Source organism: Acinetobacter sp. GG2 (assembly GCF_000292385.1).
Lineage (GTDB): Bacteria > Pseudomonadota > Gammaproteobacteria > Pseudomonadales > Moraxellaceae > Acinetobacter > Acinetobacter seifertii.
The window spans coordinates 1-24,015 of sequence record NZ_ALOW01000028.1; the positions used below are offsets into that span (position 1 = coordinate 1).

The following is a 24,015-nucleotide window of genomic DNA, read 5'->3' on the forward strand; positions in this document are numbered from 1 at the left end:
AGCCCAGGTGGGAGAGCCAAATACGAAAAAGCCCGCAGCATTAAAGTGGGCTTTTTTTTGCCATAAATTTATCAATAACTACAAAAAATCCCCTATCTATTGATAGAGGATTTAATTTTTTCTTAGAGCATGTGTTAGGTTTAACGATACAACTTAACTCTAAACAACATATTTTCTTCTTAAATCATTCTTCTACTTCAACCACTTTTAAAGGATTAAAAGACTGCGTTGTTGGCATCATTTCTATACGGTTAATATTGATATGTGGTGGTTGAGATGCAATCCAAGCTACCGTATTTGCAATGTCTTCAGGCAAAATTGGGTTTTTCTTATCATAGAGACTACTCACTTTATCTTGATCTCCTTTAAAACGTACAAGAGAAAATTCAGTCCCCCCACACAGCCCTGGTTCAACGTTAGTCACGCGCACACCTGTACCAGCCAAATCCGCACGAAGATTTAGACTAAACTGCTCTACAAAAGCCTTTGTTGCACCGTAAACATTACCACCCGGATATGGGTATGTACCTGCAATTGAACCCATATTAATAATTAAGCCAGATTTCTTGTTTACCATACTTGGTAAAATTAATCGGGTAACTGTCACAAGCCCTTTAACATTGGTATCAATCATCGTGTACCAATCATCTAATTCCGCTTTATCTGCCGACTCTAAACCCAATGCCAAACCTGCATTATTTACAAGTAAGTCAATTTGATCAATCTGAAATTCATTGGGTAACTCCTTAAATATCTTATTTATATTTTCTGCTGTATCCGTCATATCAAATACTAATGGATAGAATTTTTCACCAAGTTGTTGTTTTAGTTCTTCTAGTTTTTCTGCCCGTCTTCCGCATCCAATAACGTTATAGCCTAACTCGATCAGCTTTTTTGAAATACTATAACCAAAACCTGCCGATGCGCCTGTAACTAATGCTAACATTCTTATATCCTTGGAAATAATCAACTATTTTAGTTGAACTCATGATGAACATATCAGCCTTTATATTTACACAATATTTATTATTAGGCTAAAAAAATAAAAGTTTTTTTAAAAATTTTAAGAGAAATTAAAATCTATAAAAAATATATTTATTAAATAATTATATGCATTAAATAACTAAAAGCAGAGTTATTTGATCCCACTAGATAAATTATACCCAATAAAAAAGTTTACCTTGGAAGGTAAACTTTTTTAACAAAAGCCGTCAAAAACTACGCAGGAACACCACTGTGAAAACGGAAAGTATCATCTGGTGTTAATATCAGATTTTTTTCAACCTCACGAATATGTTCAATACGCTGCTGAATATCCTCTTTAGGATTTTTCATTTTTGCTGTTTTGGCCACATCGAGTGCGAGAGCTAAATAGTCTTCGAAATGACGTGATTCTGATTTAAGCAGATAACGATAATAGCGTCCTAACTCATCATCTACACGTGGAGCAAGTGCATGAAAGCGTTCGCATGAACGCGCTTCAACAAAAGCACCTACCACAAGTACATCGATTAAAGCTTCAGGTTCATAGGTACGAATCTCTTTACGGAGACCACCAGCATAACGTCCGGCACTTAAACCAGTCCACTCTTGACCACGCTTAGCCATAAGTTCAAGCACTTGTTCGTAGTGAAGCATTTCTTCTCGTACAAGTTGAGCAAGTTTTACTTGTAAGTCAGGAAAGAAGCTATAGCGGAACATTAAGTTCATTGCTGTACTAGCAGCTTTCTTTTCACAATTAGCATGATCTTGCATCAAGATATCTAAATTATTGATTGCCTCATCCAACCATTCATTTGGGGTTTGACACCCCAAGAAGTCTAATACAGGCTGCATTAACTCATCATAATTGATACTCGACATTACTAATTATCCTGCTGCCTGAATTGCTGTTTTCATATCTTTAACAGCCTGTACCAGACCTACAAAAACACTCTCAGCAATAATTGAGTGACCAATATTTAACTCATGAATTTGTGGAATCGCTGCAATTGGAGCAATATTTTTTAGATTGAGACCATGACCGGCATTTACAACTAAACCTTTTGCTGCCGCGTATTCGACACCTTTTACGATACGTGCTAGTTCTTCTTGTTGCTCTTGCTCTGTTTCCGCATCTGCATACGCACCTGTATGTAACTCAATCGTAGGTGCTCCACATGCAATTGCCGCATCAATTTGAGCAAAATCTGCATCAATAAATAAAGATACATCACAACCCAATGCAGCTAAAGCTTGAGTTGCAGCCTTAACTTTTTCAAAATTAGCTACGACATCCAAACCACCTTCCGTTGTCACTTCTTGGCGTTTTTCAGGAACGAAGCACACATGCTGTGGCTGAATTTCTTTTGCAAACTCGACCATTTCATCAGTAACAGCCAACTCTAGATTCATACGCGTTTTTAACAATGGACGCATACGACGCACGTCATCATCTTGAATATGGCGACGGTCTTCGCGCAAATGCAAAGTAATACCCTCTGCGCCAGCTTGTTCACAAATGAGAGCAGCTTCTACAGGATCTGGGTAAGTCGTACCGCGCGCCTGTCTTAAAGTAGCAACATGGTCTATGTTTACACCAAGCAATGCAGCCATAAATAAATCCTAATTACGATTGAGTTTGAGTGTTTTGAATCCACAATTGTCGGCTTTTTAGGGGACGATCTCCTAAAAGCGATGTAATCATTTGACGGTATAGTTTACCTAATAATTGCAATTGTTCGTGAGAAAAATCCTGACCTTGCTCATAGTCCAACATAGATAAAATTGCTTTTCCAGACAAAGATGAACGGCCTGCCTGAACGACTGGAGCAAAGCCTTCAGTCACTTGAAATTGATAAAATTGATGCGGCAAAATTTCTTTTTGGGAGCTATCAACTGAAAAATCAATCGCGTAACCTAACTCAGGAAGCAAGGCATGTTCAAACTGTCTTAATATCTGTCTAAGAAAGAGATCTGGGTTTTCGTGCGAAGACAATTCTTGTAGTTGAAGTAGTGTTAATTGATATTGTTCAAATGTTTGTGGCATTGCTTCTTCTAAAGGGCAAAGTCTTAAAACAATTTCATTTAAATAAAAACCAGCGAAAAAAGCATCACCAAAAAAGAAAACTGGCTGATTTAGTATTTCCAGTTTCGTAAAATTTTTCAGTTCACTTTTACCCGTAGCTTGTAATCGGATAGGCTGATATTGAGGGGGTGGAGTTTGTCTTAAAATACCATCGACTCGCCCATACTCTTGAGTGAAGAGATGCACAATATGGCTTTTTTCACGATATTTACGATGATGAATCATATATCCATGCAGGATTTCATTGCGCATCATAAAAAGAAACTATTCCTTAGATTCTTTTTCTTTCTTATCGTCGTCATCACCATCAGGAATTACAGCTCCTACAACAGCAGCTGTACCCTTCACTACACCTTTAGTTGTTTTATAAGCAATACCTACTGGTACGGTTACAAGCTTGTACACACAACCTTGCAACATCAATGCACATCCAACAATAGCTAATATTGATGTAATTGCTTTCATACCAGTATTCCCTGCTTCTTAGATATCACTATATCCTAAACTTTTTAAAGCACGCTCATCATCAGACCAACCGCCTTTAACCTTAACCCATAAGGTAAGCATGATCTTTTGTTCGAACATTTTTTCCATATCTTTACGGGCATCCATACCAATCGTTTTAAGCTTGGCACCTTTCTCACCAATTACGATTGCTTTTTGACCAGCACGATCCACAAAAATAGTTGCATCGATATAAGTACAAGCTGGTTTTAGTCGTCCCGTTTTCTCATTAACAGTTTCTTCTTCCGTTTTGAAAGATTCAATTTGTACTGTTAAATCGTATGGAAGTTCTTCACCCAACTGACGCATGATTTTTTCACGGATGATCTCACTTGCCAAGAAGCGCTCAGAACGGTCCGTAATTTGATCAAATGAATACAGTGGTGGCTGATAAGGAAGATATTTTTCAATCGTTTCACTTAAATGTTCCAAGTTAGCTCCACGTAGAGCAGAAACAGGAACAATCTCAGCAAAATTCATAAGCTTAGTACGCTCTTGAATTAGAGGAAGAATCTCTCTTTTATCTTCAAAAGTATCAGCTTTGTTAATCACCAAAATAACTGGCATTTCAGCATTCTTGAGTTTCTCAAGCACTAAATCGTCATTTTGAGTCCACTTATAGGCATCAATAACAAATAAAACTAAGTTAACGTCACGTAGTGCAGAATGCGCAGCACGATTCATCATTTTATTGATTGCACGTACTTCTTTCTTATGCATCCCCGGTGTATCTACATAGACCGCTTGCATTTTTTCACGTGAATCAATACCAATAATTTTATGGCGTGTCGTTTGAGGTTTACGCGAAGTAATCGAGAGTTTTTGACCCAATAAATGGTTCATGAGGGTAGATTTACCCACATTTGGACGTCCCACAATCGCCACAAATCCGCTCTTAAAATCCGAAGGAATTGTAACGCCTTTGGAACTAAAAAATTGATCAATCAGATTGTTTGGATCTTGGTTTTCATTTGAATCTGGATTGATTTGATCAGAATGCATCGACATGCAGGTTATTGCTCCAATAACTTTAAAATTTCCGCCGCTGCTGCCTGCTCGGCAAAACGACGACTTGACCCCTCACCATAAATCTTTGGTAAACCATCTACCAAACATTCGACCTTAAAGTGCTGATGAGGTGCATCACCCTGAATATCTACAACCTCGTAAACAGGGAGAGGTTTTTTACGTGCTTGTAGATACTCTTGTAAACGTGATTTTGGATCCTTGAGTTGATCTGTTGGCTCAATATGATCTAAATAAGGTACATACCATTTTAACACAATATCGTTGAGTAGGTTCAGGTCACTACAATCAAGATATATTGCGCCAATAATCGCTTCTACAGTATCTGCCAATATTGACTCACGATGATGACCACCAGATTTCAATTCGCCCGTGCTTAATATTAAACACCGACTAAGTTGCAAATCGGTTGCAATTTTACCTAAAGCTTCTTGGCGAACCAGAGTTGCACGCATACGCGTTAAACGCCCCTCATTTTCATGTGGGTAGGCATGATATAAATAATTGGCGATGATCATCCCCAACAGCGAATCGCCTAAAAACTCCAAACGTTCATAGTTATACCTATGACTCACCGAACGATGAGTCAAAGCTAACTGTAGCAATTCGGGCTGCTTAAATTGATAACCGATCCGACTGAGTAAGCGAGGATCACTTAGTTTGAACTGATGTTTTGTCAAAACTCTTCTCAAATGTTAAAACTAAATCAATATTTAGTAAGAATGGTTTTCTTACTTCATATTTCTTTTTGACAATTAGACCCGATTGGTTAAACACTTCAGCAATCTCTTTAAAATGGAGATCACGAATATTGTTCATTTCAAGTCGTTGATCCATTTGTGTCATAAACTTTTGGGGTGTGGTATCAGCTGAACTTTGTTGCATAAGCTCAGTAATCTGATTATTAATCACACGATCATCCCAATATGCTGGCCAAACTGCAAGTACGGCTTTCGCCGCAATTGCAAATATGACCACCCCAAATAAAATTGCTAAATACGAAGTACCCTGTTGTGCCTTACGCATTTTTGTTTTCCTAATGGTTGTTTTTAATCTATTTTTCCATTTCGGTTAAAGCTTGGCAGGTGGAAACCAGGTTCTTTATGCATCCAGACATAGAAAGCTCGGCCTGTTAAGTTTTCTTCAGGAACAAAGCCCCAGAAACGACTGTCAGCACTTTGATCGCGGTTGTCACCCATTGCAAAGTAATGTCCTTTTGGAACTGTCACTTCCCAATATAAACCGTCTTGGTTCGAATATTTGCCATTATCAACATAGTTGATAAAAGGTGCCTGACGCGCAACATTTACGCCTTCAAGCTCACGCATTGTAAAGGTATGATCACCAATCGTTTCTTTATGATAAATCGACGTAGGTGTATCTAAAGCATCTTTTTCACGACTAAACTGAGTTGCTACTTTAGGAATTTTTTGACCATTAATAATCAATTGCCCATGATCATAAACAATATGATCACCCGGTAAACCAATTACACGTTTAATGTAGCTAATAGTCGGCTGAGGTGGATAACGAAATACGATGACATCACCACGTTTAGGCTCACCAACATCAATCACTTTTTTATTGACGATAGGTAAACGAACACCATAGTCAAACTTGTTAACCAAAATAAAATCGCCAGTCTCTAAAGTTGGAACCATAGAGTCTGATGGAATGTTAAATGGTTCATAAAGGAATGAACGTAATACAAGCACAACAGCTAAAACTGGCCAAAAGTCATAGGCCCATGTAATAACAAAATTTTCGTTCTCTCGCCCTTTATTCGCACGCTGTTTAAAAACGAGCTTATCTAGCAACCACACCGCAAATAAAATCAGCGTAACTGGAACAAGAATTAAATTAAAATCAAAATCCACATGACCTCACTCGCAGCCTAGCTGCTTGCTTTATGGCTGGGAGAATATAAGTTCACCCAGCCCTTTCTTTTATCTTTCTACTTTCAAAACAGCTAAGAACGCTTCTTGTGGAATTTCTACACTACCCACTTGTTTCATACGTTTCTTACCTTCTTTTTGTTTAGAAAGTAATTTCTTCTTACGAGACACGTCACCGCCGTAACATTTTGCTAGGACGTTTTTACGCATCGCCTTAACGGTCGAACGAGCAATAATTTGTGCACCAATGGCAGCCTGAATTGCAACATCAAACATTTGACGTGGAATCAAGTCTTTCATTTTTTCAACTAGAGCAATACCACGATGACGAGCATCATTACGGTGACAAATCATAGCCAAGGCATCAACCTTTTCACTATTAATTAGCACATCAACCTTAACCAAAGATGAACTTTCGAAACGTACGAAGTTATAGTCTAGCGATGCAAAACCACGTGAACATGATTTAAGCTTGTCAAAGAAATCCATTACAACTTCAGCCATTGGAATTTCAAAAGTAATCGAAACTTGATTACCTAAGAATTTCATGTCTTTTTGTACACCACGACGCTCAATACATAAGGTCATGACATTACCTAAGTATTCTTGCGGCACAAGAATATGACATTCAGCAATTGGCTCACGTAAATCTTCAACAACTGAACCATCTGGCATCTTAGACGGACTGTCGATATAGATCGTCTCACCTTTTTTGGTAACAGCTTCATAAACTACTGTTGGTGCAGAGCTAATTAAATCGAGATCGTACTCACGCTCTAAACGCTCTTGTACGATTTCCATATGCAACATGCCTAAGAAACCACAGCGGAAACCGAAACCAAGTGCATCTGAACTTTCAGGTTCAAAGAACAAGGCAGAATCGTTAATTTGTAATTTCTGTAATGCTTCGCGGAATGGTTCAAAGTCACTTGAATCGATTGGAAACAGACCTGCATAAACCTGCGGTTTAACCTTTTTGAAACCCGGTAACGTTGCAACGTCTGGTGTAGTTGCAAGTGTAATGGTATCACCTACTGGCGCACCAAAAATGTCTTTAATACCTGCAATAACAAAACCTACTTCGCCAGCTTCAAGAATATCTGTTTCAGTATGCTTAGGATTAAATACACCAACAGAAGTTACCGGATGAGTTTGTCCTGTCGACTTAACCAACATTTTGTCGCCCTTACGGATACGACCTTGTTTAATACGGACAAGAGAAACTACACCTAAGTAGTTATCAAACCATGAATCGATAATTAACGCTTGAAGTGGAGCTTCACGGTCACCTTCTGGTGCCGGAATAACATCAACTAAACGCTCTAATACACCTTCAACGCCTAAACCTGTTTTTGCTGAACAAGTCGGTGCATCTGTCGCTTCAATCCCGATAATTTCTTCAATTTCATGAATTACACGTTCAGGTTCAGCCTGCGGTAAATCAATTTTATTTAAGATAGGAAGAACTTCGAGACCTTGTTCAATAGCTGTATAACAGTTTGCAACTGATTGTGCTTCAACGCCTTGCGCAGCATCAACAACCAATAATGCACCTTCACATGCAGCTAATGAACGAGAAACTTCATACGAGAAGTCAACGTGCCCAGGTGTATCAATAAAATTAAGCTGATATTCCTGCCCATTTGGATGGGTGTAATACAATGTCACAGACGCTGCTTTAATGGTAATCCCACGTTCGCGCTCAAGCTCCATTGAGTCCAAGACCTGAGCTTGCATCTCACGATCTTGTAGGCCACCACACATCTGAATGAAACGGTCAGCTAAAGTAGACTTACCATGATCAATATGAGCGATAATCGAGAAGTTTCGGATATTTTTGATATCAACGGATTTTTTAGCTTGCGCCATGGGCTACCTTGAGAAAATATAAAGTGCTATGTAGCTTGTTTTAATACATAGCCAAAGCGGTTTAACAAATTGCGAGAGATTATAGCAGATGGATATTTTAAAGTATCCAAAATAATCATGAGCTTTGTACTTATGTTCTAAAAAATGACAATTCAAAGCATATGTAATACTTCCGACTAACGAGCATATGAAATAGTAAAATCCAAAGGATTTATGCTTGTATCAAGGGGCTTATAAGCTTGTGTAAAAGTTGGCGACATTCGTTTTGGTCGACCGGATGCAATTTCAATACATGCCCACTTGGTATTCCCAACAAATAAGACTGCCTGATCAGAAGGACGATAAAAAACATACTGGCGAAATGAGTAAAGTGCATTGATATCATCGAGCCATGTTCGCAGTACAATTTCTTCGCCTTCAAACGCTGCTTTACGGTATTGCACATGATGCTCAACGGCCACCATTGCATGTTTAAGCTCAAGGTATTTGGTTACGCCTACACCTAATGTTTCAACATGAGCAGCAGCAACATCTTGCATCCATTGGACATACATTACATTGTTAACATGACCCAAAGCATCAATATGCTGTGGCTGAACCTGAATATGCAAATCGAAAATACTGCTCACAAAACACCCACTTTAATCATTAAACCTAAAACTACAATTAAATTAGCTAGATCGAACATTATGCCGAATACAAATAATAAAAAACCACCCATTTTCAGGGTGGTTCATTTTTAAATTATTTTACTGGATACGCAAACCAAGCATTGCACGTTGGCCTTGGCGAATAATTCCAACACGCGCAACCGTATTTTTTTGTAAGTTAGAAACAACTTTTGCAAAATCTTGGCTATTCAAAATTTGAGTATTATTAACCTGAATAATCACATCACCCGGAATAATATTTGACAATGATGCTAGTCCACCACGGCGAACATCTTGAACATAAATACCACCTTTTACGCTCAATGCATTTTTCTCTGGCTCAGCTAAATCACGAATACTCATACCTAAAACCGGACCTTTAGAGGCAGAAGTCTGAGCACCTGTAGCTGGTGTTTCATCTGGTGCGGTTGCCAGAGTTGCTGAAATATTACGAGTTTTATCATCACGTAATACTTCAAACTGAACAGTTTGATTTGGCTGCACTTTGTTTAAAGCATAGAGCAAATCACTTGTGCGTAGTACAGAAGTTCCATTAAGTTTTAAAATCACATCACCAGCTCTAAGCCCTGCTTTTTGAGCAGGTGAATTTGGCGTAACTTGTGTGATAAGAGCACCTTCTGGTTTAGGTAATTTGTAGGCATCAGCAAGGTTACGATCAATATCTTGCATCATAACGCCTAAGTATGAACGAGTAACCTTCCCTTTGGTTTTAAGCTGTTCTGCTACATCCATCGCCACATCGATTGGAATAGAGAAAGACAAGCCCATATAACCACCAGTACCACTAAAGATACGTGAGTTTACTCCGACTACTTCACCGTTTTGATTAAACAATGGGCCACCTGAGTTACCTGGGTTTAAAGCCACATCTGTTTGAATAAACGGTACAGAGGTTTCACCACTCATATTTCGTGATTTAGCACTGACAATACCTGCTGAAGCGGAGTAATCAAAACCAAATGGTGAACCAATCGCTAAAACAGGCTCACCAACTCGTAAGCGGTCAACATTACCCACTTTTAAAGCTGGATAATTATTTCCATTGACTTTTAATAATGCAACATCGGTACGTTCATCACTACCAACAACAGTTGCGTCAATTTCACGACGGTCATTTAAAGTAATACTAATGCGGGAAGCATTTTCAATCACATGATGGTTTGTAAGTAAGTAACCATCTTTGCTAATAAAGAATGCACTACCGTATGCGGTTTTTTCTTGAGGACCTTGTTGCTGTGGAATGATGACCTGATTACCAAAGAAACGTTTTAAAATTTCAGGAACTTGCTGTTGTAACAGTTCATCCTGAGTCATTTTTTTTACGACATTTACACTCACCACAGCTGGACTAACTTGTTCAACGAGGTTTGAAAAATCAACAGCAGCGTTTGCTTGAACAGCGGCAACTGTAAATACCGCTGCATACATTCCTTGTTGTAAATAGCGAGATTTCATTCGGTGCTCACCCACAATTGGTCTACGAGAAATAAGAATAAAACTTTTGTATCACAATGCTTTGGAATTGTGCGTAACAATATGTTTACTTATAAGACATCATGATCATGTTTATTTTACACATTGCAATTTTTTAAGGTAATTGCAATTTTTCTGTGACTTAGAGCGCTTAAGCTCTTGCCTTTTTAGGTAAAAAGGGGTGTCATTAGCGGACGTTTTAAATTGATGCGAATGGACATGCCTAATCAACAGACAATTCACCACTTTGACGTGATTATTGTGGGCAGTGGCGGTGCTGGTTTAAGTCTGGCTTTATCGTTACCAAGTCATTTTAATATTGCAGTTTTAGCCAAAGCTGCTTTGACTGAAGCAAGTACCTTCTATGCACAAGGCGGTGTTGCTGCTGTTCTTGATGAAACTGACTCTATTCAACAACACATTAATGACACGATGATTGCAGGTGCTCATTTATGTGAAATAGATGCAGTTCAACATACTGTAGAAGGCGGTCGCCCTTCTGTTGATTTCCTTTTAGAGCAAGGTGTTCAGTTCACCTTAGATGAAGATGAGCAACTTCACTTAACTCGTGAAGGGGGTCACTCACAGCGCCGCATTATCCATTCTGCTGATGCTACTGGTAAAGCCATTTCAACGACGTTGGTTGAACGCGCCAAAGAACGCAAGAATATTACTATTTTTGAAAACTACATTGCGATTGATTTAATCACGTCGCATAAATTGGGTCATACAGATCAGGCAAATCGCGCTATTGGTTTGTATGCCTTAGATGAAAACACTGAAAAAGTTCATACTTTCCTTGCACCATTTACCGCACTTGCTTGCGGTGGTGCGATGAAAGCTTACCTTTACACATCAAATCCAGATATTGCCACAGGCGATGGCATTGCCATGGCTTACCGTGCAGGTTGCCGCGTAGCCAATATGGAATTTAACCAGTTCCACCCAACTTGTCTATACCATCCACAAGCGCGTTCGTTCTTAATTACCGAAGCCATGCGTGGTGAAGGTGCTTATTTACGCTTGCCAGATGGCGAACGTTTTATGCTTCGTTTTGATGATCGTGCAGAGTTGGCTCCTCGCGATATTGTGGCACGTACCATTGACCACGAAATCAAGCGTCTCGGTATTCGTCATGTATGGTTAGATATTACCCACAAATCACCTGAATTTATTAAAGAGCACTTCCCTACACTTTATGCACGATTACTTGAGTTAGGTATCGACATTACCAAAGACATGATTCCAGTAGTGCCAGCAGCTCACTATACATGTGGTGGTGTTGTAGTTGACTCAAATAGTCAGACCGATATTGAAGGTCTATATGCAATCGGTGAAACCTCTTATACAGGTTTACATGGTGCAAACCGTATGGCGAGTAACTCATTACTTGAGTGCTTTGTTTACGGCATGAGTGCAGCAAAAGACATCGAAAATAAGTTTGATGAAAACTTCAAATTACCAGAAGTACCGACTTGGGATGACTCTCAAGTAACCAACCCAGATGAAGATGTGGTGATTTTACAAAACTGGGATGAGTTACGTTCGACCATGTGGAACTACGTTGGTATTGTCAGAACCACGAAACGTTTAGAACGTGCCTTACACCGTATAGAGATGTTAAAGCGTGAAATCACTGAATATTATCAAGATTACCGTGTTAGCAAAAACCTGATTGAACTGCGTAATCTTGTGCTCGTTTCTGAGATGATTGTTCGCTGTGCCATGCACCGCAAAGAATCACGTGGGCTACACTACACGCTCGATTATCCAGAAACTTCGAAAGAGATTCGTAAAACAGTTTTAACTCCTCCAACTTTTGCAGTAGAACAACCATTGGTTAATACAGAAATTTAAACTGTTCTTCTTATAAAAAAAGCACAGCTCTTGCTGTGCTTTTTTTGAATTTAATATTCATGGTCTAGGTGGAATTGAATAAGTTGCGGTTACATGCGCTACAGGTTCATCTAATCCAACTGAATAAATCCAAACCTCACCAACAACCAGACTCTTTCCGACTTTCATGAGTTTACATTCGCTGCGTAGATCTTTATCACCTGCAGGTTTTCTTAAAAAATTAATATTAAAGTTAGTGGTTACGGCTAAACCAATAATTCCGATTTCACCGAGTATTGCAATATACAAAGCAAAGTCTGCCAAAGTCATCATGGTAGGCCCAGATATGGTACCGCCTGGTCGTTGATGTCTTTGATCGACGTGATAATAAACGACAGCAGCTTTAGGCGTGACTGATTCAATCGTGCAATGTTCAAGACTTGGGGGAAATTCCTTTTCAAGAAACGCTATAATTTCTTCTTTTGAACTTTTCATCCTTGTTTTTCTTCGATTTAAGAACAGTATTCAAAATAGCATAAAATATTGCTCAATATGTTCTATGTTCTTTTTAAGCAGATTTGTCATTATTTTTAACCACTCCCACAAATATGAGAGTGGCTTTTATTATTTATCTTAAATATTGTAAGGCTTGCTCAAAAACCTGATCAGGACTTTGCGTAGCATCTAAACGTTTAATACGTTCAGGTTCAGCTTTCCATAAGGTCTCATAACCTTCACGAACTTTAGTAAAGAAACTTAACTTTTCTTGTTCAAAACGGTCTAAAGCTCCACGCTCACGTGCACGGTTCATACCGAGTTCAATCGGTGCATCTAACCAGAAAGTCACGTTTGGCATACGTGACACAAAGTTCTGATTTAAAAGCTGTAATTTATCTTGGCTTAAACCACGACCCGAACATTGGTAAGCAAAGCTTGCATCGGTAAAGCGATCACTTAAAACAATTTTGCTAGACTCTAGAGCGGGCAAAATCACTTGTTGTAAGTGTTGCGCACGTGCCGCATAAATTAAGAGTAGTTCAGTATCGTGACTCATATTTTCATCATGATTCACCGCCAAAAGCATTGAACGTATTTGTTCTGCTAAAGGCGTACCACCTGGTTCACGGGTTAAAACAACTTGTTTACCTTGCTCTTCAAAATGCTGATGAATTTTTCGAATGAGTGTAGTTTTACCTACCCCTTCCGTGCCTTCAAAGCTAATAAACATCTTTTTTCCTTATTTCTTCGATCTCAACACGGATAAGTACTCTTGTACCGCTTGATTATGAGCCTGTAAATCTGCTGTAAATTTATGACCGCCATTACCAGTTGCCACAAAATAAATATTATTTGAGTCATCTGGATGTAATGCTGCTTCAATTGCCTTTTGACTAGGTAAAGCAATTGGTGTCGGCGGTAAACCATTAATGGTATAGGTATTATATGCAGTTGGTGTACGTAAGTCTTCGCGAGTAATCTTACCTTTATAGTTATCACCCATTCCATAAATCACGGTTGGGTCAGTTTGTAAACGCATACCAATTTTCAAACGGCGCACAAATACACCAGATACTTGCTCAAGCTCACTATCTACACTTGTTTCTTTTTCAACAATTGAAGCCATAATTAAAGCTTCATACTTATCTTTATAAGGTAAGTTTGGTGCACGATTTGCCCAAGCAGTATCTAAGGCTTTCATTTGATGATGATATAAAGCGGTGAGGATTTTTTTATCAGTCTCACCTTTTGCAAAGAAATAAGTGTTAGGCGCAAATAAACCTTCCGGATGATGATATGGAATTCCTAGCGCCTTCATGAGCTGATCATCCGGTAAATCGAGTATTGTATTTTTTACATTTTTATCATTCTTTAATGCAGTAATAAGTTGTTTAAACGTTGTACCTTCAATCACCAAAACACGGTTCATCTGAGCATTATCAGCATTAGACAACATCTCTAATACTTGCCTTACGCTCATTCCCTGTTCGATTTCATACACACCAGCTTTCATGCTGTCATGAATCATGAACTTTTGATAAAGCTTAAGTACAATAGGGAAATGGATTTTGTTGTCTTTGGCTAAATGATCAATAAAACCAGAATAGGTCTCACCTGATGTGATCGATAGCATCTGCTTTTTCCCTTCAACAGGATAAGCTTTAAATAAACTTGACCACAAAATAGCAAAAATAGAAATTAAAACGATAAAAAAGCCAATCAGCACCAACTTTTTAGGAAAATGAGATGCTGTTTTCTTGCCCTTTTTTTTAGCATTTTTTGCTTTCGCGTTCACAGGTGGCTTCGGCATATTAATGAATCTGATTCAAGTTAAGATTATGAAATAAATTTAGGCACGCCTGTGAATCTAGAGTTTGTTCACCGATTTGAGTAACCACTCGCATTGGATGTAAAGCATTACAAAAGAATAGACTCTGTATTTGTGGCACTTCATCTAATTCAATTATTCTGACTTCGCAGGCAATTCCATAGTGCTGCATACGCGCCAAAATTTCTGCGCGCATCACACCGTGGACGCCATTATAGCGAAGTTCTGGTGTAATCCATCTATCATTTAAACGAATAAAACAATTACTGCTTACCCCTTCAACAATATAACCTTGTACATCAGATACTAATGCTTCTACCCACCCTTGTTGATCTGCTTCTTTTTTTAGCAGCACCTGTTCCAGCCGGTTTAAAGATTTAAGTCCCACTAGACTCGGCATGGTTAAACCCAAGGCCTGATTTAAAACCCCACACTTAATAAAGTCTGGTCGGAACTGATCTAATGCTTTTGGATAGAACCAGACATAAATATCTGCTTCATGCTTTGGCAAACTATAACCACGGTCACCTTCACCACGGCTAATTACAATTTTTAAAGTGCCATTGAGTAAAAGGTTTTGTTTATATAGATGCTGTAAACTCTGTTCAATGAAGTCAAAGTTTGCAGTTAAAGCTAGTTTTTGGGAGGCAAGTTTTAGACGTTCCCAGTGTCTTGCTTTAAGCTCGATCTTATTTTGAAAAATACGAATTGTGGTAAAGCATCCATCTCCATAATGAAATGCTCGGTCTAGTAACGGAATGGTTTCAACAGGTTGCCCATTTTTAAAACACCACATGCTTAATCCGTCCTTTCTTAAAAACCGCCCAACAATACAACACCTTTCATTTAATTAATAAATGACTGATTTTAAAAAATTATACCGATTTAATCAGCACTTTTGAAACTTGTTATATATCAAGATTTAAGAATAGCTTATCCATTTTTTATATTTCTATATTTTTCATATTAAATTCGTTTTTTATTATTTTTTTAGAATAAAGACTAGCGCTATTCTGCGTTCATGTTTTGAACATTTCGTATTTTTGAGGGGTTATCTCATGCGTTTTTCTCAATTAAAAGTCGGGGTTATTGCTGCACTTCTTTCTGTTTCATCATTTGCAGCTCAAGAATTCTTAAACGTTTCTTATGATCCAACTCGCGAGTTATATACAGACTTTAATAAACAGTTCGGTACTTATTGGAAACAGCGTACTGGACAAGATATTCAGTTTAAACAATCACACGGTGGTTCTGGTAAACAGGCTCGTGCCGTGATTGATGGCTTAAATGCTGACGTTGTGACATTAGCGCTTGCAGCTGATATTGATGAAATTGCTGAAAAAGCAAAATTGCTTCCAACTGATTGGCAGAAGAAGTTGCCACAAAACTCTACTCCATACACATCAACAATCGTGTTTTTGGTACGCAAGGGTAACCCTAAACAAATTAAAGACTGGGGTGACTTAATCAAACCAGGTGTAGAAATTATTACACCAAACCCGAAAACTTCTGGCGGTGCTCGCTGGAACTACCTTGCAGCTTGGGCTTGGGCAAAACATCAACCAGGTGGTAACGATGCTAAAGCACAAGAATATGTCCGCCAAATTTATAAGCACACTAAAGTTCTAGATTCGGGTGCACGCGGTGCAACCACGACTTTTGCTGAACGTGGCATTGGTGATGTATTGCTTGCTTGGGAAAATGAAGCTCATTTAGCTGTTCGCGAACAACCAGGCAAATTTGAAATTATTACCCCGTCTCTTTCGATTTTAGCTGAACCACCAGTTGCTGTTGTTGAGAAAAATGCTGCCAAAAAAGGCAATCTCACCATCGCGAAAGGTTACCTCAACTACTTGTACTCACCTGCTGGCCAAGAAATTGCGGCACGCAACTTCTACCGTCCGCGTAATGCAGCTGTACTCAAAAAATACAGCAATGTATTTAAACCATTGAAACTCGTAACAATTGATAAAGAGTTTGGCGGTTGGACAAAAGTGCAAAAACAACACTTTGATAATGGTGGAGTTTTCGATCAAATCGTGAAAATCAATAGTGCAGAGAAGTAATTCTTTGTACTAAGGATAAGGAGAACAGACATGACTCACTCTGTAATTGTTCCAGGTGTAGGTGGAAGTGAACATCAACATTGGCAATCTTGGTTGCAGCGTCAACTCGTGTCTAGTTCTCGTGTTGAGCAAAAAAACTGGGATAGACCCGTATTAAGTGAATGGATTGAGCAATTTGTTAAAACTGTTCAAACAGTACAAGCACCAGTACAAATTGTTGCGCATAGTTTCGGTTGCTTAACAAGTGTTGCCGCTTTGGCCGAGCATCCTGAGTTACAAGTTCAAGTTAAAAAACTAATTTTGGTTGCTCCCGCAAATCCGGCACGTTTTGGTGAAGCTGGTTTTGCTCGCCATAGCTTGACTGACTACAAAGATTATTTTCATCAGTTAAAAATTAATGTGCCTACAACACTACTGATTAGTGAAAATGATCCTTGGTTAGATTTTTTTGATGCTTTACAACTTGCTAAAGCTTGGCAATTAAATCCTATTAATCTTGGAGAAGTCGGTCATATTAATGTTGCTTCTGGTTTTGGCCCATTCCCTGACTTACTGAATTATCTACTTCCTGAAGACTCGATGTGTAGCCACTCATCTATTGATCCGGTAAAGACACATTTCTCTTTGAAATTTGCTTAATACCCAGCTTTATACCGCGCCGTTTATCTTTATTTATTCGCTTACTGGTTTCAGCAGGCTTTTCTCTTTGAGGAAATATCATGTCGCAGCGATCCCGAGTGCTGCCTGGGTTTGGTCTATCATTGGGCTTCACCCTCGCCTACGTTTCTTTTATTGTGCTTATTCCATTAGCCGCAGTCTTTATCAAATCATTTGGAATCGGATGGGACGGACTATGGGAAATTTTAACCTCTGAACGTATTTTAAAATCGCTTCAATTGAGCTTTAGTTCAGCTTTAATTGCGGCGTTTATTAATGTTGTTTTCGGACTACTTTTAGCTTGGTGCCTTGTTCGTTATAACTTTCCCGGAAAACGTCTGGTTGATGCTTTAGTAGACTTACCTTTCGCACTTCCAACAGCAGTTGCAGGTATTGCGCTTACTTCACTTTATGCACCCACTGGCTGGATTGGTCAATATTTAGAACCACTCGGTATTCAGGTTGCCTATACACCGATCGGGATTACGCTAGCTTTAGTATTTATTGGTATTCCTTTTATTGTTCGAACTGTTCAACCCGTACTAAGCGATATCGAAACCGAGCTTGAAGAAGCTGCTTCTGCACTTGGAGCAAATCGCTGGCAGACGATTACTAAAATTATTTTGCCAATATTACTACCTGCTCTATTTACAGGCTTTGCTTTAGCATTTGCTCGTGGCGTGGGTGAATATGGTTCTGTAATTTTCATCGCAGGTAACCAGCCGTTTAAAACAGAAATTGCCCCGCTCATGATTATTTCTCGCCTTGAAGAATATGATTATGCAGGTGCAACCACCATTGCAGCGGTCATGTTAGTTCTCTCTTTCATTATTTTATTTGCTATTAATTTACTGCAAGCCTGGGCAAACCGTCGTACAGGGAGAAATATCACATGAACCTACATACCGACAGCAATGCACTTGCTTTGAAGCTACAGTCCCGTGATGCGACTCGTGAACCGACTTGGGTACGTTATACGCTCATTACAGTTGCACTGATTTTCTTTCTTAGTTGCTTGATGCTGCCACTTATTTTGGTTTTTGTTGAAGCATTTAAACAAGGCCTTGAAGTTTATGTTCAGGCTCTAATTGATCCAGATACTTTGTCAGCGGTGAAATTAACATTACTCACAGCAGCGATTGCCGTTCCAATTAACGTGATATTTGGTATTGCCGCTGCATGGGCTGTTTCTAAGTTCCAGTTTAGAGGCAAAGCGATTTTAACCACCATTATTGATATGCCTTTTTCGGTTTCGCCTGTTATTGCAGGTTTAATGATTGTACTGATTTTTGGTGCTCAAGGTTGGTTAGGCGGCTGGTTAATGGACCATGACATCAAGATTTTATATGCCGTACCTGCGATTGTATTAGCGACCATCTTTATTACCGTTCCTTTTGTTGCACGTGAGTTAATTCCACTGATGGAAGCTCAAGGAACAGAGGAAGAAGAAGCAGCAATTGTGTTAGGTGCTTCAGGCTGGCAAACCTTTTGGAAAGTCACTCTGCCTAACATTAAGTGGGGTTTAATTTACGGCGTGATTTTGTGTAATGCGCGTGCAATGGGTGAGTTCGGTGCAGTATCGGTAGTTTCTGGCCACATCCGTGGTGAAACCAATACCCTGCCACTTCATGTTGAAATTTTATATAACGAGTACACCTTTAGTGCAGCCTTTGCTGTGTCCTCATTACTTGCTTTCTTAGCCTTATTAACACTGGTATTGAAAACTTGGTTAGAACTACATCAAGACAAACCAGAACCGCATTCAACTGATTCGTAAGGAATGAAATCATGAGTATTCAAGTTAAGAATATTGAAAAACACTTTGGTGCATTCCATGCGCTTAAAAATATTTCCCTAGACTTTCCAGAGGGTGAACTGGTTGCGCTACTCGGACCATCTGGCTGCGGTAAAACCACACTACTTCGTATTATTGCTGGCTTAGAATCAGCAGATGGCGGTCAAGTGTTACTTGAAGGCGAAGATGCAACTAATGTCCATGTTCGCGAACGTCAAGTCGGCTTTGTATTTCAGCACTATGCTTTATTCCGTCACATGACTGTATTTGACAATATTGCCTTTGGTTTACGTGTTCGCCCTCGTGCGACCCGTCCTTCGGAAGCTGAGATTAAAAAACGTGTTACTCGTCTGCTTGATCTAGTTCAACTGGGCTTTTTAGCAGACCGTTACCCTGCTCAGCTTTCTGGTGGTCAACGTCAACGTATTGCTTTAGCCCGTGCGTTGGCAGTAGAGCCACGAGTCTTATTACTTGATGAACCATTTGGCGCACTTGATGCCAAAGTCCGTAAAGAATTACGTCGCTGGTTACGCAACTTGCATGACGAATTGCATATCACTTCAATTTTCGTAACCCATGATCAAGAAGAAGCTCTTGAAGTGGCCGACCAGATTATTGTGATGAATAAAGGCAATGTCGAACAAATTGGTTCGCCGCGAGAAGTCTACGAAAAACCTGCAACGCCATTTGTATTTGATTTCTTGGGTCAAGCAAATCGTTTTGAAGGTGAACATGCTGGCGGTATTATCCGTATTGGCAATGATCGTATCGAATTACCGACTACAGTTCAGGCACCGCAAGGAAAAGTGATTGCTTTTGCCCGTCCGGATGAGTTACATATTCATTCGCAACCTCAGGCAAATACAATTGAAGCAACTTTTGTACGTGAAGTCTGGATTGCTGGAAAAGTAGTGGCGGAATTACAAGATCGTAATGGACGTTTAATTGAGATTGCTCTGAGCAGTGAAGCTGCAAAACAACATGCATTTAAACCAAATCAAACTGTTTGGGTCAGTGCATCTCAACTTCATCTATTTGCAGATCAAGTTGCTTAAGGAATTATTTGGTGAGGAATCATGTCGCGGAATTTAAAGCCATTCCTCACCTCTTTCGAGGAAAAGTGTAAATGAACTTTCAACAATTAAGAATTATCCGAGAAACAGTACGCCAAAACTTTAATTTAACGGAAGCATCTGCCGCGTTATACACCTCTCAATCAGGTGTAAGTAAACATATTAAAGATTTAGAAGATGAATTAGGTGTACAACTTTTCGTTCGTAAAGGTAAACGTTTACTTGGTTTAACTGAACCGGGCCAATCACTACTTAGCATTGTAGAGCGTATGCTTGTAGATGCGGAAAATATTAAACGTCTTGCCGATGACTTTAATAAAGTGGATGAAGGTACGTTAACAATTGCGACAACGCATACTCAAGCACGTTATGTACTACCACCGATCGTCAATCAATTTAAAAAGCTCTTCCCTAAAGTACATTTGATTTTGCAACAAGCCAGCCCCGTTGAAATTTCAGAAATGCTTTTACAAGGTGAAGCAGATATTGGTATTGCGACAGAGTCTTTAACAACTGAAGAAAACTTAGCAAGTATTCCATACTATCAATGGCAACACAGTATTATTACTCCGCAAGATCACCCGCTTGCAAAGCTCAATAAGATTGATCTTGATGCTCTATCTGAATATCCGCTAATTACTTATCACGGTGGTTTTACAGGCCGTTCAAAAATTGATAAAGCATTTGAAGACGCTCAAATCGATGCTGATATTGTAATGTCTGCTCTTGATGCCGATGTTATTAAAACGTATGTAGAACTTGGCATGGGCGTCGGAATTGTCAACGATGTTGCTTACGATGCAGAACGTGACTATCGTTTAAAGCAAATTAAAACTGATATCTTTGGTGTTAACACCACATGGATTGCTGTTCGTAAAGGTCATTTATTACGTGGTTACGGTTATGAGTTTATTTCTTTATGCTCACCCGATGCTGATATTAAAGCGCTTAAGAAAATTGCTTATCCAGATGAATAAAAATTAAGAATAAAATAAAAGAGCTTTTAAGCTCTTTTATTTTACTAAGTACAAAAAAAACGAGCCGAAGCTCGTTTTTCTTTAGGATATTACCAGTAGAAGTTCACACCAACTTTACCCACTGGTAACCATTTGTATTTGTCATCGTTACGGATTTTATTTGCTTCTTTATCAACTGCATCTTGTGGAAGCGTAGTATTACCTGTTACAGGTGCAAGATTATATTGAGTTAACTGAACTGTTGGATTACCAGTATAGTAAGCACCTACTTCACCGAATACACCCCAGTTTTTATTGATTTTAGGTGCAAAACCAAAACCTACGTAAGGAGCAATATCATTCTCATACTTCATTTTACCGCGAACACCACCTTCCTGACCGGCAACTGCTTGCTGATAATTGTTACCATCAATTGTTAATGTTCCACCATTACCAATACGTTTAGCTAAATCATAATCATTGTCTAAATAAGCAGCACCAGCGGCAATATATAAGCCTTGCGCCCAACGGTTAGTACTCGCGCCCCATGGACGAATTTCAGCATTTAAATAAATGTTGTTATTGTCCATATCTAAGTCGTATTTAGTGCCATTTACTGACACATCATCACGCCAAGAAACGTCACCACCATTATAACCTAATGCTAAACCAACGTATGGGTTTGCTTGCCATAATAAAGCACCACCGTAACCTGTGGTACCAGCCTCAGCACGTACGCCTACTGGAATTAATTGGTTCTTATCGAATGCATAACTGTCATGAACAACAGCTTCATCTGCCATTGCAGCACCAGCAGCAAGTAAAGCTGTAGTTGTCACTAAAACACGTAATACTTTCATCGTTTTCTCCTCAAGAAAAGGCTCTGTTTTTAATTTTTCAGCTTGTGACAAAAATTATATTCAAGAGCATAGAGTCTTTTTTATACAAAAACTGCTAGATTTCTGTTATTTTTTGATACAAATTGAGTTAAATTTTTATTTTCAAATCATTTTTGTGTAAAAAACACTTGATTATCTAATAAGCTTTTCCACTTTAACTCTCGCTTAAAAAGTAACACGTTTTTTCAAAGATTCTTGTCACAAATTAGTGTAAAATCTTTAAAATTTTTTATGGAAGGAAGATCATGTCTCAGCTTTCTACGATCATTGAGCAAGCATTTGAAGACCGCGCAAACTTTACTGCAGCAGATTGCTCAAGCGAAATTCGCCAAGCTGTTGAAGAAGCCATCGCTGGATTAGATAACGGTACACTTCGTGTTGCAGAGAAAATCAATGGTGAATGGGTTGTTCATCAATGGTTAAAAAAAGCTGTTTTATTATCATTTAAACTCAATGACAATAAACCAATCGAGTCATGTGATCTTCGTTTCTACGACAAAGTTGAAACTAAATTCTCTGGTTGGACTGAAGAGCAATTTAAAGCTGCTGGTGTACGTGTTGTGCCTCCTGCTGTTGCTCGTCGTGGTAGCTTCCAAGCTAAAAATGTGGTGTTAATGCCATCTTATGTCAACATTGGTGCTTATGTAGATGAAGGCACAATGGTTGATACATGGGCAACTGTAGGTTCATGTGCTCAAATTGGTAAAAACGTTCACTTGTCTGGTGGTGTAGGTATTGGTGGTGTTTTAGAGCCTTTACAAGCTAACCCAACTATTATTGAAGATAACTGTTTTATCGGTGCGCGTTCTGAAATCGTTGAAGGTGTTATTGTCGAAGAAGGTTCAGTTATCTCAATGGGCGTTTTCATCGGCCAATCAACCAAAATTTATGACCGCGAAACTGGCGAAATCCATTACGGTCGTGTACCAGCAGGTTCAGTTGTAGTTTCAGGCAGCTTGCCATCTAAATGTGGTACTTACAGCTTATATGCTGCAATCATCGTGAAAAAAGTTGATGCAAAAACACGTGCAAAAACTAGCTTGAACGATTTGTTACGCGCTGACTAATTTGTTATAACTCTCTTGCGGAGCTTTAATCGCTCCTCATCTCTACGATCAACACTGATCGTAGAGATTTTATTTTTTATATAATGTGGTATTTCTAGAATGGCTTCCTTACGTTCCTCTGCAATTCCTGTCTCTGACCCTGCGTCTGGTTTACGCATTACCGAGATTTTTTACTCGTTGCAGGGTGAAGCAAATGCCTCTGGTCTACCGACTGTATTTATTCGTCTCACAGGCTGTCCTTTACGTTGTACATATTGCGATACCACTTATTCTTTTGAAGGTGGCGAGCGTTTATCACTTGAGCACATTATTGAAACGGCTGAAAAATATAAAACCCCTTATATTTGTGTGACTGGTGGTGAACCTTTAGCGCAGCCAAATTGCTTAATTTTATTACAACGTTTATGCGATGTAGGTTTTGACGTTTCTTTAGAGACCAGTGGCGCACTCGATGTGTCAAAAGTAGACCCACGCGTTTCTAAAGTCCTCGATTTAAAAACTCCAACTTCTGGTGAAGAACATCGTAATCTCATCAGCAATCTTGACTGTCTAACATCACATGACCAAATCAAATTTGTGATTTGTAACCGTGAAGATTATGAATGGTCAAAGCAACAAGTTGAACAATATCAACTGCAAACTAAAGTCAGTACCGTTTGGTTCTCCCCTGCTTTTGCAGTTGAAAAAGGTGCTGTTGGCCTACCACGTTTAGCACGTGATCTGGCACAGTGGATACTGGACGATAAAATGCCTGTTCGTTTCCAACTACAGTTACATAAACTGCTTTGGAATGATGAATCAGGTCGTTAATCGCTCAATAAAATAAATTATTCCG

26 protein-coding genes are annotated in these 24,015 nt (G+C 39.0%); 9 read left to right on the forward strand and 17 right to left on the reverse strand.

Annotated elements, in window-relative coordinates; all coding sequences use genetic code 11:
* Window positions 1-184: 184 nt before the first annotated feature.
* The 12 genes from B554_RS0105410 to B554_RS0105470 form a co-directional block, all read right to left on the reverse strand.
* A complete protein-coding gene (locus tag B554_RS0105410) occupies window positions 185-946 on the reverse strand; it encodes an SDR family NAD(P)-dependent oxidoreductase (RefSeq protein WP_019457242.1) in 762 nt (253 codons plus the stop codon).
* A 272-nt stretch (window positions 947-1,218) separates the two neighbouring features.
* Window positions 1,219-1,863, reverse strand: coding sequence for a tRNA-(ms[2]io[6]A)-hydroxylase (locus B554_RS0105415; RefSeq protein WP_004699979.1), 645 nt, complete (start codon window positions 1,861-1,863; stop codon window positions 1,219-1,221).
* A 6-nt stretch (window positions 1,864-1,869) separates the two neighbouring features.
* Window positions 1,870-2,595, reverse strand: coding sequence for a pyridoxine 5'-phosphate synthase (gene pdxJ / locus B554_RS0105420; protein ID WP_019457243.1), 726 nt, complete (start codon window positions 2,593-2,595; stop codon window positions 1,870-1,872).
* A gap of 13 nt (window positions 2,596-2,608) precedes the next feature.
* Window positions 2,609-3,322 (reverse strand): DNA repair protein RecO, encoded by a 714-nt coding sequence (gene recO / locus B554_RS0105425; protein ID WP_019457244.1) that lies wholly within the window; start codon window positions 3,320-3,322, stop codon window positions 2,609-2,611.
* Window positions 3,323-3,331: 9 nt separating this feature from the next.
* A complete protein-coding gene (locus B554_RS0105430) occupies window positions 3,332-3,532 on the reverse strand; it encodes an NF038104 family lipoprotein (RefSeq protein ID WP_004699972.1) in 201 nt (66 codons plus the stop codon).
* An 18-nt stretch (window positions 3,533-3,550) separates the two neighbouring features.
* Entirely contained in the window at window positions 3,551-4,573 is a 1,023-nt protein-coding gene (gene era / locus B554_RS0105435; protein WP_077163210.1) for a GTPase Era, read from the reverse strand.
* An 11-nt stretch (window positions 4,574-4,584) separates the two neighbouring features.
* The gene (gene rnc, locus B554_RS0105440; protein WP_019457245.1) at window positions 4,585-5,277 is read right to left on the reverse strand and encodes a ribonuclease III; all 693 of its coding nucleotides are present in this window, start codon (window positions 5,275-5,277) and stop codon (window positions 4,585-4,587) included.
* Window positions 5,249-5,623 carry a DUF4845 domain-containing protein gene (locus B554_RS0105445; RefSeq protein ID WP_019457246.1) on the reverse strand — a complete coding sequence of 125 codons (375 nt, stop codon included), beginning with the start codon at window positions 5,621-5,623 and terminating at the stop codon, window positions 5,249-5,251. Before B554_RS0105445 ends, rnc begins: the two co-directional genes overlap by 29 nt.
* 23 nt (window positions 5,624-5,646) lie before the next feature.
* A complete protein-coding gene (gene lepB, locus B554_RS0105450) occupies window positions 5,647-6,474 on the reverse strand; it encodes a signal peptidase I (protein ID WP_019457247.1) in 828 nt (275 codons plus the stop codon).
* Window positions 6,475-6,543: 69 nt separating this feature from the next.
* On the reverse strand, window positions 6,544-8,361 hold the full coding sequence (gene lepA / locus B554_RS0105455; RefSeq protein ID WP_004699962.1) for a translation elongation factor 4: 1,818 nt from the start codon (window positions 8,359-8,361) through the stop codon (window positions 6,544-6,546).
* Window positions 8,362-8,537: 176 nt separating this feature from the next.
* On the reverse strand, window positions 8,538-8,990 hold the full coding sequence (locus tag B554_RS0105460) for an acyl-CoA thioesterase (protein WP_019457248.1): 453 nt from the start codon (window positions 8,988-8,990) through the stop codon (window positions 8,538-8,540).
* A 120-nt stretch (window positions 8,991-9,110) separates the two neighbouring features.
* The gene (locus tag B554_RS0105470; RefSeq protein WP_004699956.1) at window positions 9,111-10,487 is read right to left on the reverse strand and encodes a Do family serine endopeptidase; all 1,377 of its coding nucleotides are present in this window, start codon (window positions 10,485-10,487) and stop codon (window positions 9,111-9,113) included.
* Between the two features lie 231 nt (window positions 10,488-10,718).
* Here B554_RS0105470 and nadB point away from each other — a divergent pair, with 231 nt between their 5' ends.
* Window positions 10,719-12,362, forward strand: coding sequence for an L-aspartate oxidase (gene nadB, locus B554_RS0105475; protein ID WP_019457250.1), 1,644 nt, complete (start codon window positions 10,719-10,721; stop codon window positions 12,360-12,362).
* A 57-nt stretch (window positions 12,363-12,419) separates the two neighbouring features.
* On the opposite strand, the gene B554_RS0105480 is transcribed toward nadB, so the two are convergent.
* The 4 genes from B554_RS0105480 to pabC form a co-directional block, all read right to left on the reverse strand.
* On the reverse strand, window positions 12,420-12,836 hold the full coding sequence (locus B554_RS0105480) for a PaaI family thioesterase (RefSeq protein WP_019457251.1): 417 nt from the start codon (window positions 12,834-12,836) through the stop codon (window positions 12,420-12,422).
* Window positions 12,837-12,969: 133 nt separating this feature from the next.
* Window positions 12,970-13,569, reverse strand: coding sequence for a dTMP kinase (tmk, locus tag B554_RS0105485; protein WP_019457252.1), 600 nt, complete (start codon window positions 13,567-13,569; stop codon window positions 12,970-12,972).
* Between the two features lie 9 nt (window positions 13,570-13,578).
* Window positions 13,579-14,649: an endolytic transglycosylase MltG gene (gene mltG, locus B554_RS0105490; RefSeq protein WP_019457253.1), complete on the reverse strand. Its 1,071-nt coding sequence runs from the start codon at window positions 14,647-14,649 to the stop codon at window positions 13,579-13,581.
* Between the two features lies 1 nt (window position 14,650).
* A complete protein-coding gene (gene pabC / locus B554_RS0105495; protein ID WP_019457254.1) occupies window positions 14,651-15,463 on the reverse strand; it encodes an aminodeoxychorismate lyase in 813 nt (270 codons plus the stop codon).
* 262 nt (window positions 15,464-15,725) lie between these two features.
* On the opposite strand from pabC, the gene B554_RS0105500 reads away from it, so the two are divergent.
* The 6 genes from B554_RS0105500 (at window position 15,726) to B554_RS0105525 (ending at window position 21,235) form a co-directional block, all read left to right on the forward strand.
* Entirely contained in the window at window positions 15,726-16,733 is a 1,008-nt protein-coding gene (locus B554_RS0105500; protein ID WP_002052521.1) for a sulfate ABC transporter substrate-binding protein, read from the forward strand.
* 30 nt (window positions 16,734-16,763) lie between these two features.
* The gene (locus tag B554_RS0105505) at window positions 16,764-17,372 is read left to right on the forward strand and encodes an RBBP9/YdeN family alpha/beta hydrolase (protein ID WP_019457255.1); all 609 of its coding nucleotides are present in this window, start codon (window positions 16,764-16,766) and stop codon (window positions 17,370-17,372) included.
* A gap of 80 nt (window positions 17,373-17,452) precedes the next feature.
* Entirely contained in the window at window positions 17,453-18,286 is an 834-nt protein-coding gene (gene cysT / locus B554_RS0105510) for a sulfate ABC transporter permease subunit CysT (protein WP_004699938.1), read from the forward strand.
* A complete protein-coding gene (gene cysW, locus B554_RS0105515) occupies window positions 18,283-19,167 on the forward strand; it encodes a sulfate ABC transporter permease subunit CysW (protein ID WP_004699936.1) in 885 nt (294 codons plus the stop codon). The genes cysT and cysW overlap by 4 nt, the downstream gene beginning before the upstream one ends.
* Before the next feature lie 11 nt (window positions 19,168-19,178).
* Window positions 19,179-20,240: a sulfate/molybdate ABC transporter ATP-binding protein gene (locus tag B554_RS0105520; protein WP_002052588.1), complete on the forward strand. Its 1,062-nt coding sequence runs from the start codon at window positions 19,179-19,181 to the stop codon at window positions 20,238-20,240.
* 71 nt (window positions 20,241-20,311) lie between these two features.
* A complete protein-coding gene (locus B554_RS0105525) occupies window positions 20,312-21,235 on the forward strand; it encodes a CysB family HTH-type transcriptional regulator (protein ID WP_019457256.1) in 924 nt (307 codons plus the stop codon).
* Between the two features lie 89 nt (window positions 21,236-21,324).
* On the opposite strand, the gene carO is transcribed toward B554_RS0105525, so the two are convergent.
* Window positions 21,325-22,074, reverse strand: coding sequence for an ornithine uptake porin CarO type 1 (gene carO / locus B554_RS0105530; protein ID WP_019457257.1), 750 nt, complete (start codon window positions 22,072-22,074; stop codon window positions 21,325-21,327).
* 284 nt (window positions 22,075-22,358) lie between these two features.
* Here carO and dapD point away from each other — a divergent pair, with 284 nt between their 5' ends.
* Both dapD and queE read left to right on the forward strand, forming a co-directional pair.
* The gene (gene dapD, locus B554_RS0105535) at window positions 22,359-23,180 is read left to right on the forward strand and encodes a 2,3,4,5-tetrahydropyridine-2,6-dicarboxylate N-succinyltransferase (protein ID WP_004699931.1); all 822 of its coding nucleotides are present in this window, start codon (window positions 22,359-22,361) and stop codon (window positions 23,178-23,180) included.
* A gap of 99 nt (window positions 23,181-23,279) precedes the next feature.
* Entirely contained in the window at window positions 23,280-23,990 is a 711-nt protein-coding gene (gene queE / locus B554_RS0105540) for a 7-carboxy-7-deazaguanine synthase QueE (protein WP_019457258.1), read from the forward strand.
* The last annotated feature ends 25 nt before the right edge of the window (window positions 23,991-24,015 follow it).

Excerpts from the sequence above, each read along its gene's own strand:
- nadB (WP_019457250.1), top strand. The coding sequence starts at position 10,719 with ATGGACATGCCTAATCAACAGACAATTCACCACTTTGACGTGATTATT.
- B554_RS0105480 (WP_019457251.1), bottom strand. The coding sequence starts at position 12,836 with ATGAAAAGTTCAAAAGAAGAAATTATAGCGTTTCTTGAAAAGGAATTT.
- B554_RS0105500 (WP_002052521.1), top strand. The coding sequence starts at position 15,726 with ATGCGTTTTTCTCAATTAAAAGTCGGGGTTATTGCTGCACTTCTTTCT.
- cysT (WP_004699938.1), top strand. The coding sequence starts at position 17,453 with ATGTCGCAGCGATCCCGAGTGCTGCCTGGGTTTGGTCTATCATTGGGC.
- B554_RS0105410 (WP_019457242.1), bottom strand. The coding sequence starts at position 946 with ATGTTAGCATTAGTTACAGGCGCATCGGCAGGTTTTGGTTATAGTATT.
- pabC (WP_019457254.1), bottom strand. The coding sequence starts at position 15,463 with ATGTGGTGTTTTAAAAATGGGCAACCTGTTGAAACCATTCCGTTACTA.
- tmk (WP_019457252.1), bottom strand. The coding sequence starts at position 13,569 with ATGTTTATTAGCTTTGAAGGCACGGAAGGGGTAGGTAAAACTACACTC.
- era (WP_077163210.1), bottom strand. The coding sequence starts at position 4,573 with ATGCATTCTGATCAAATCAATCCAGATTCAAATGAAAACCAAGATCCA.
- dapD (WP_004699931.1), top strand. The coding sequence starts at position 22,359 with ATGTCTCAGCTTTCTACGATCATTGAGCAAGCATTTGAAGACCGCGCA.
- B554_RS0105415 (WP_004699979.1), bottom strand. The coding sequence starts at position 1,863 with ATGTCGAGTATCAATTATGATGAGTTAATGCAGCCTGTATTAGACTTC.
- B554_RS0105470 (WP_004699956.1), bottom strand. The coding sequence starts at position 10,487 with ATGAAATCTCGCTATTTACAACAAGGAATGTATGCAGCGGTATTTACA.
- B554_RS0105430 (WP_004699972.1), bottom strand. The coding sequence starts at position 3,532 with ATGAAAGCAATTACATCAATATTAGCTATTGTTGGATGTGCATTGATG.
- recO (WP_019457244.1), bottom strand. The coding sequence starts at position 3,322 with ATGATGCGCAATGAAATCCTGCATGGATATATGATTCATCATCGTAAA.
- lepA (WP_004699962.1), bottom strand. The coding sequence starts at position 8,361 with ATGGCGCAAGCTAAAAAATCCGTTGATATCAAAAATATCCGAAACTTC.
- queE (WP_019457258.1), top strand. The coding sequence starts at position 23,280 with ATGGCTTCCTTACGTTCCTCTGCAATTCCTGTCTCTGACCCTGCGTCT.
- carO (WP_019457257.1), bottom strand. The coding sequence starts at position 22,074 with ATGAAAGTATTACGTGTTTTAGTGACAACTACAGCTTTACTTGCTGCT.
- pdxJ (WP_019457243.1), bottom strand. The coding sequence starts at position 2,595 with ATGGCTGCATTGCTTGGTGTAAACATAGACCATGTTGCTACTTTAAGA.
- B554_RS0105525 (WP_019457256.1), top strand. The coding sequence starts at position 20,312 with ATGAACTTTCAACAATTAAGAATTATCCGAGAAACAGTACGCCAAAAC.
- B554_RS0105445 (WP_019457246.1), bottom strand. The coding sequence starts at position 5,623 with ATGCGTAAGGCACAACAGGGTACTTCGTATTTAGCAATTTTATTTGGG.
- cysW (WP_004699936.1), top strand. The coding sequence starts at position 18,283 with ATGAACCTACATACCGACAGCAATGCACTTGCTTTGAAGCTACAGTCC.
- B554_RS0105520 (WP_002052588.1), top strand. The coding sequence starts at position 19,179 with ATGAGTATTCAAGTTAAGAATATTGAAAAACACTTTGGTGCATTCCAT.
- B554_RS0105505 (WP_019457255.1), top strand. The coding sequence starts at position 16,764 with ATGACTCACTCTGTAATTGTTCCAGGTGTAGGTGGAAGTGAACATCAA.
- mltG (WP_019457253.1), bottom strand. The coding sequence starts at position 14,649 with ATGCCGAAGCCACCTGTGAACGCGAAAGCAAAAAATGCTAAAAAAAAG.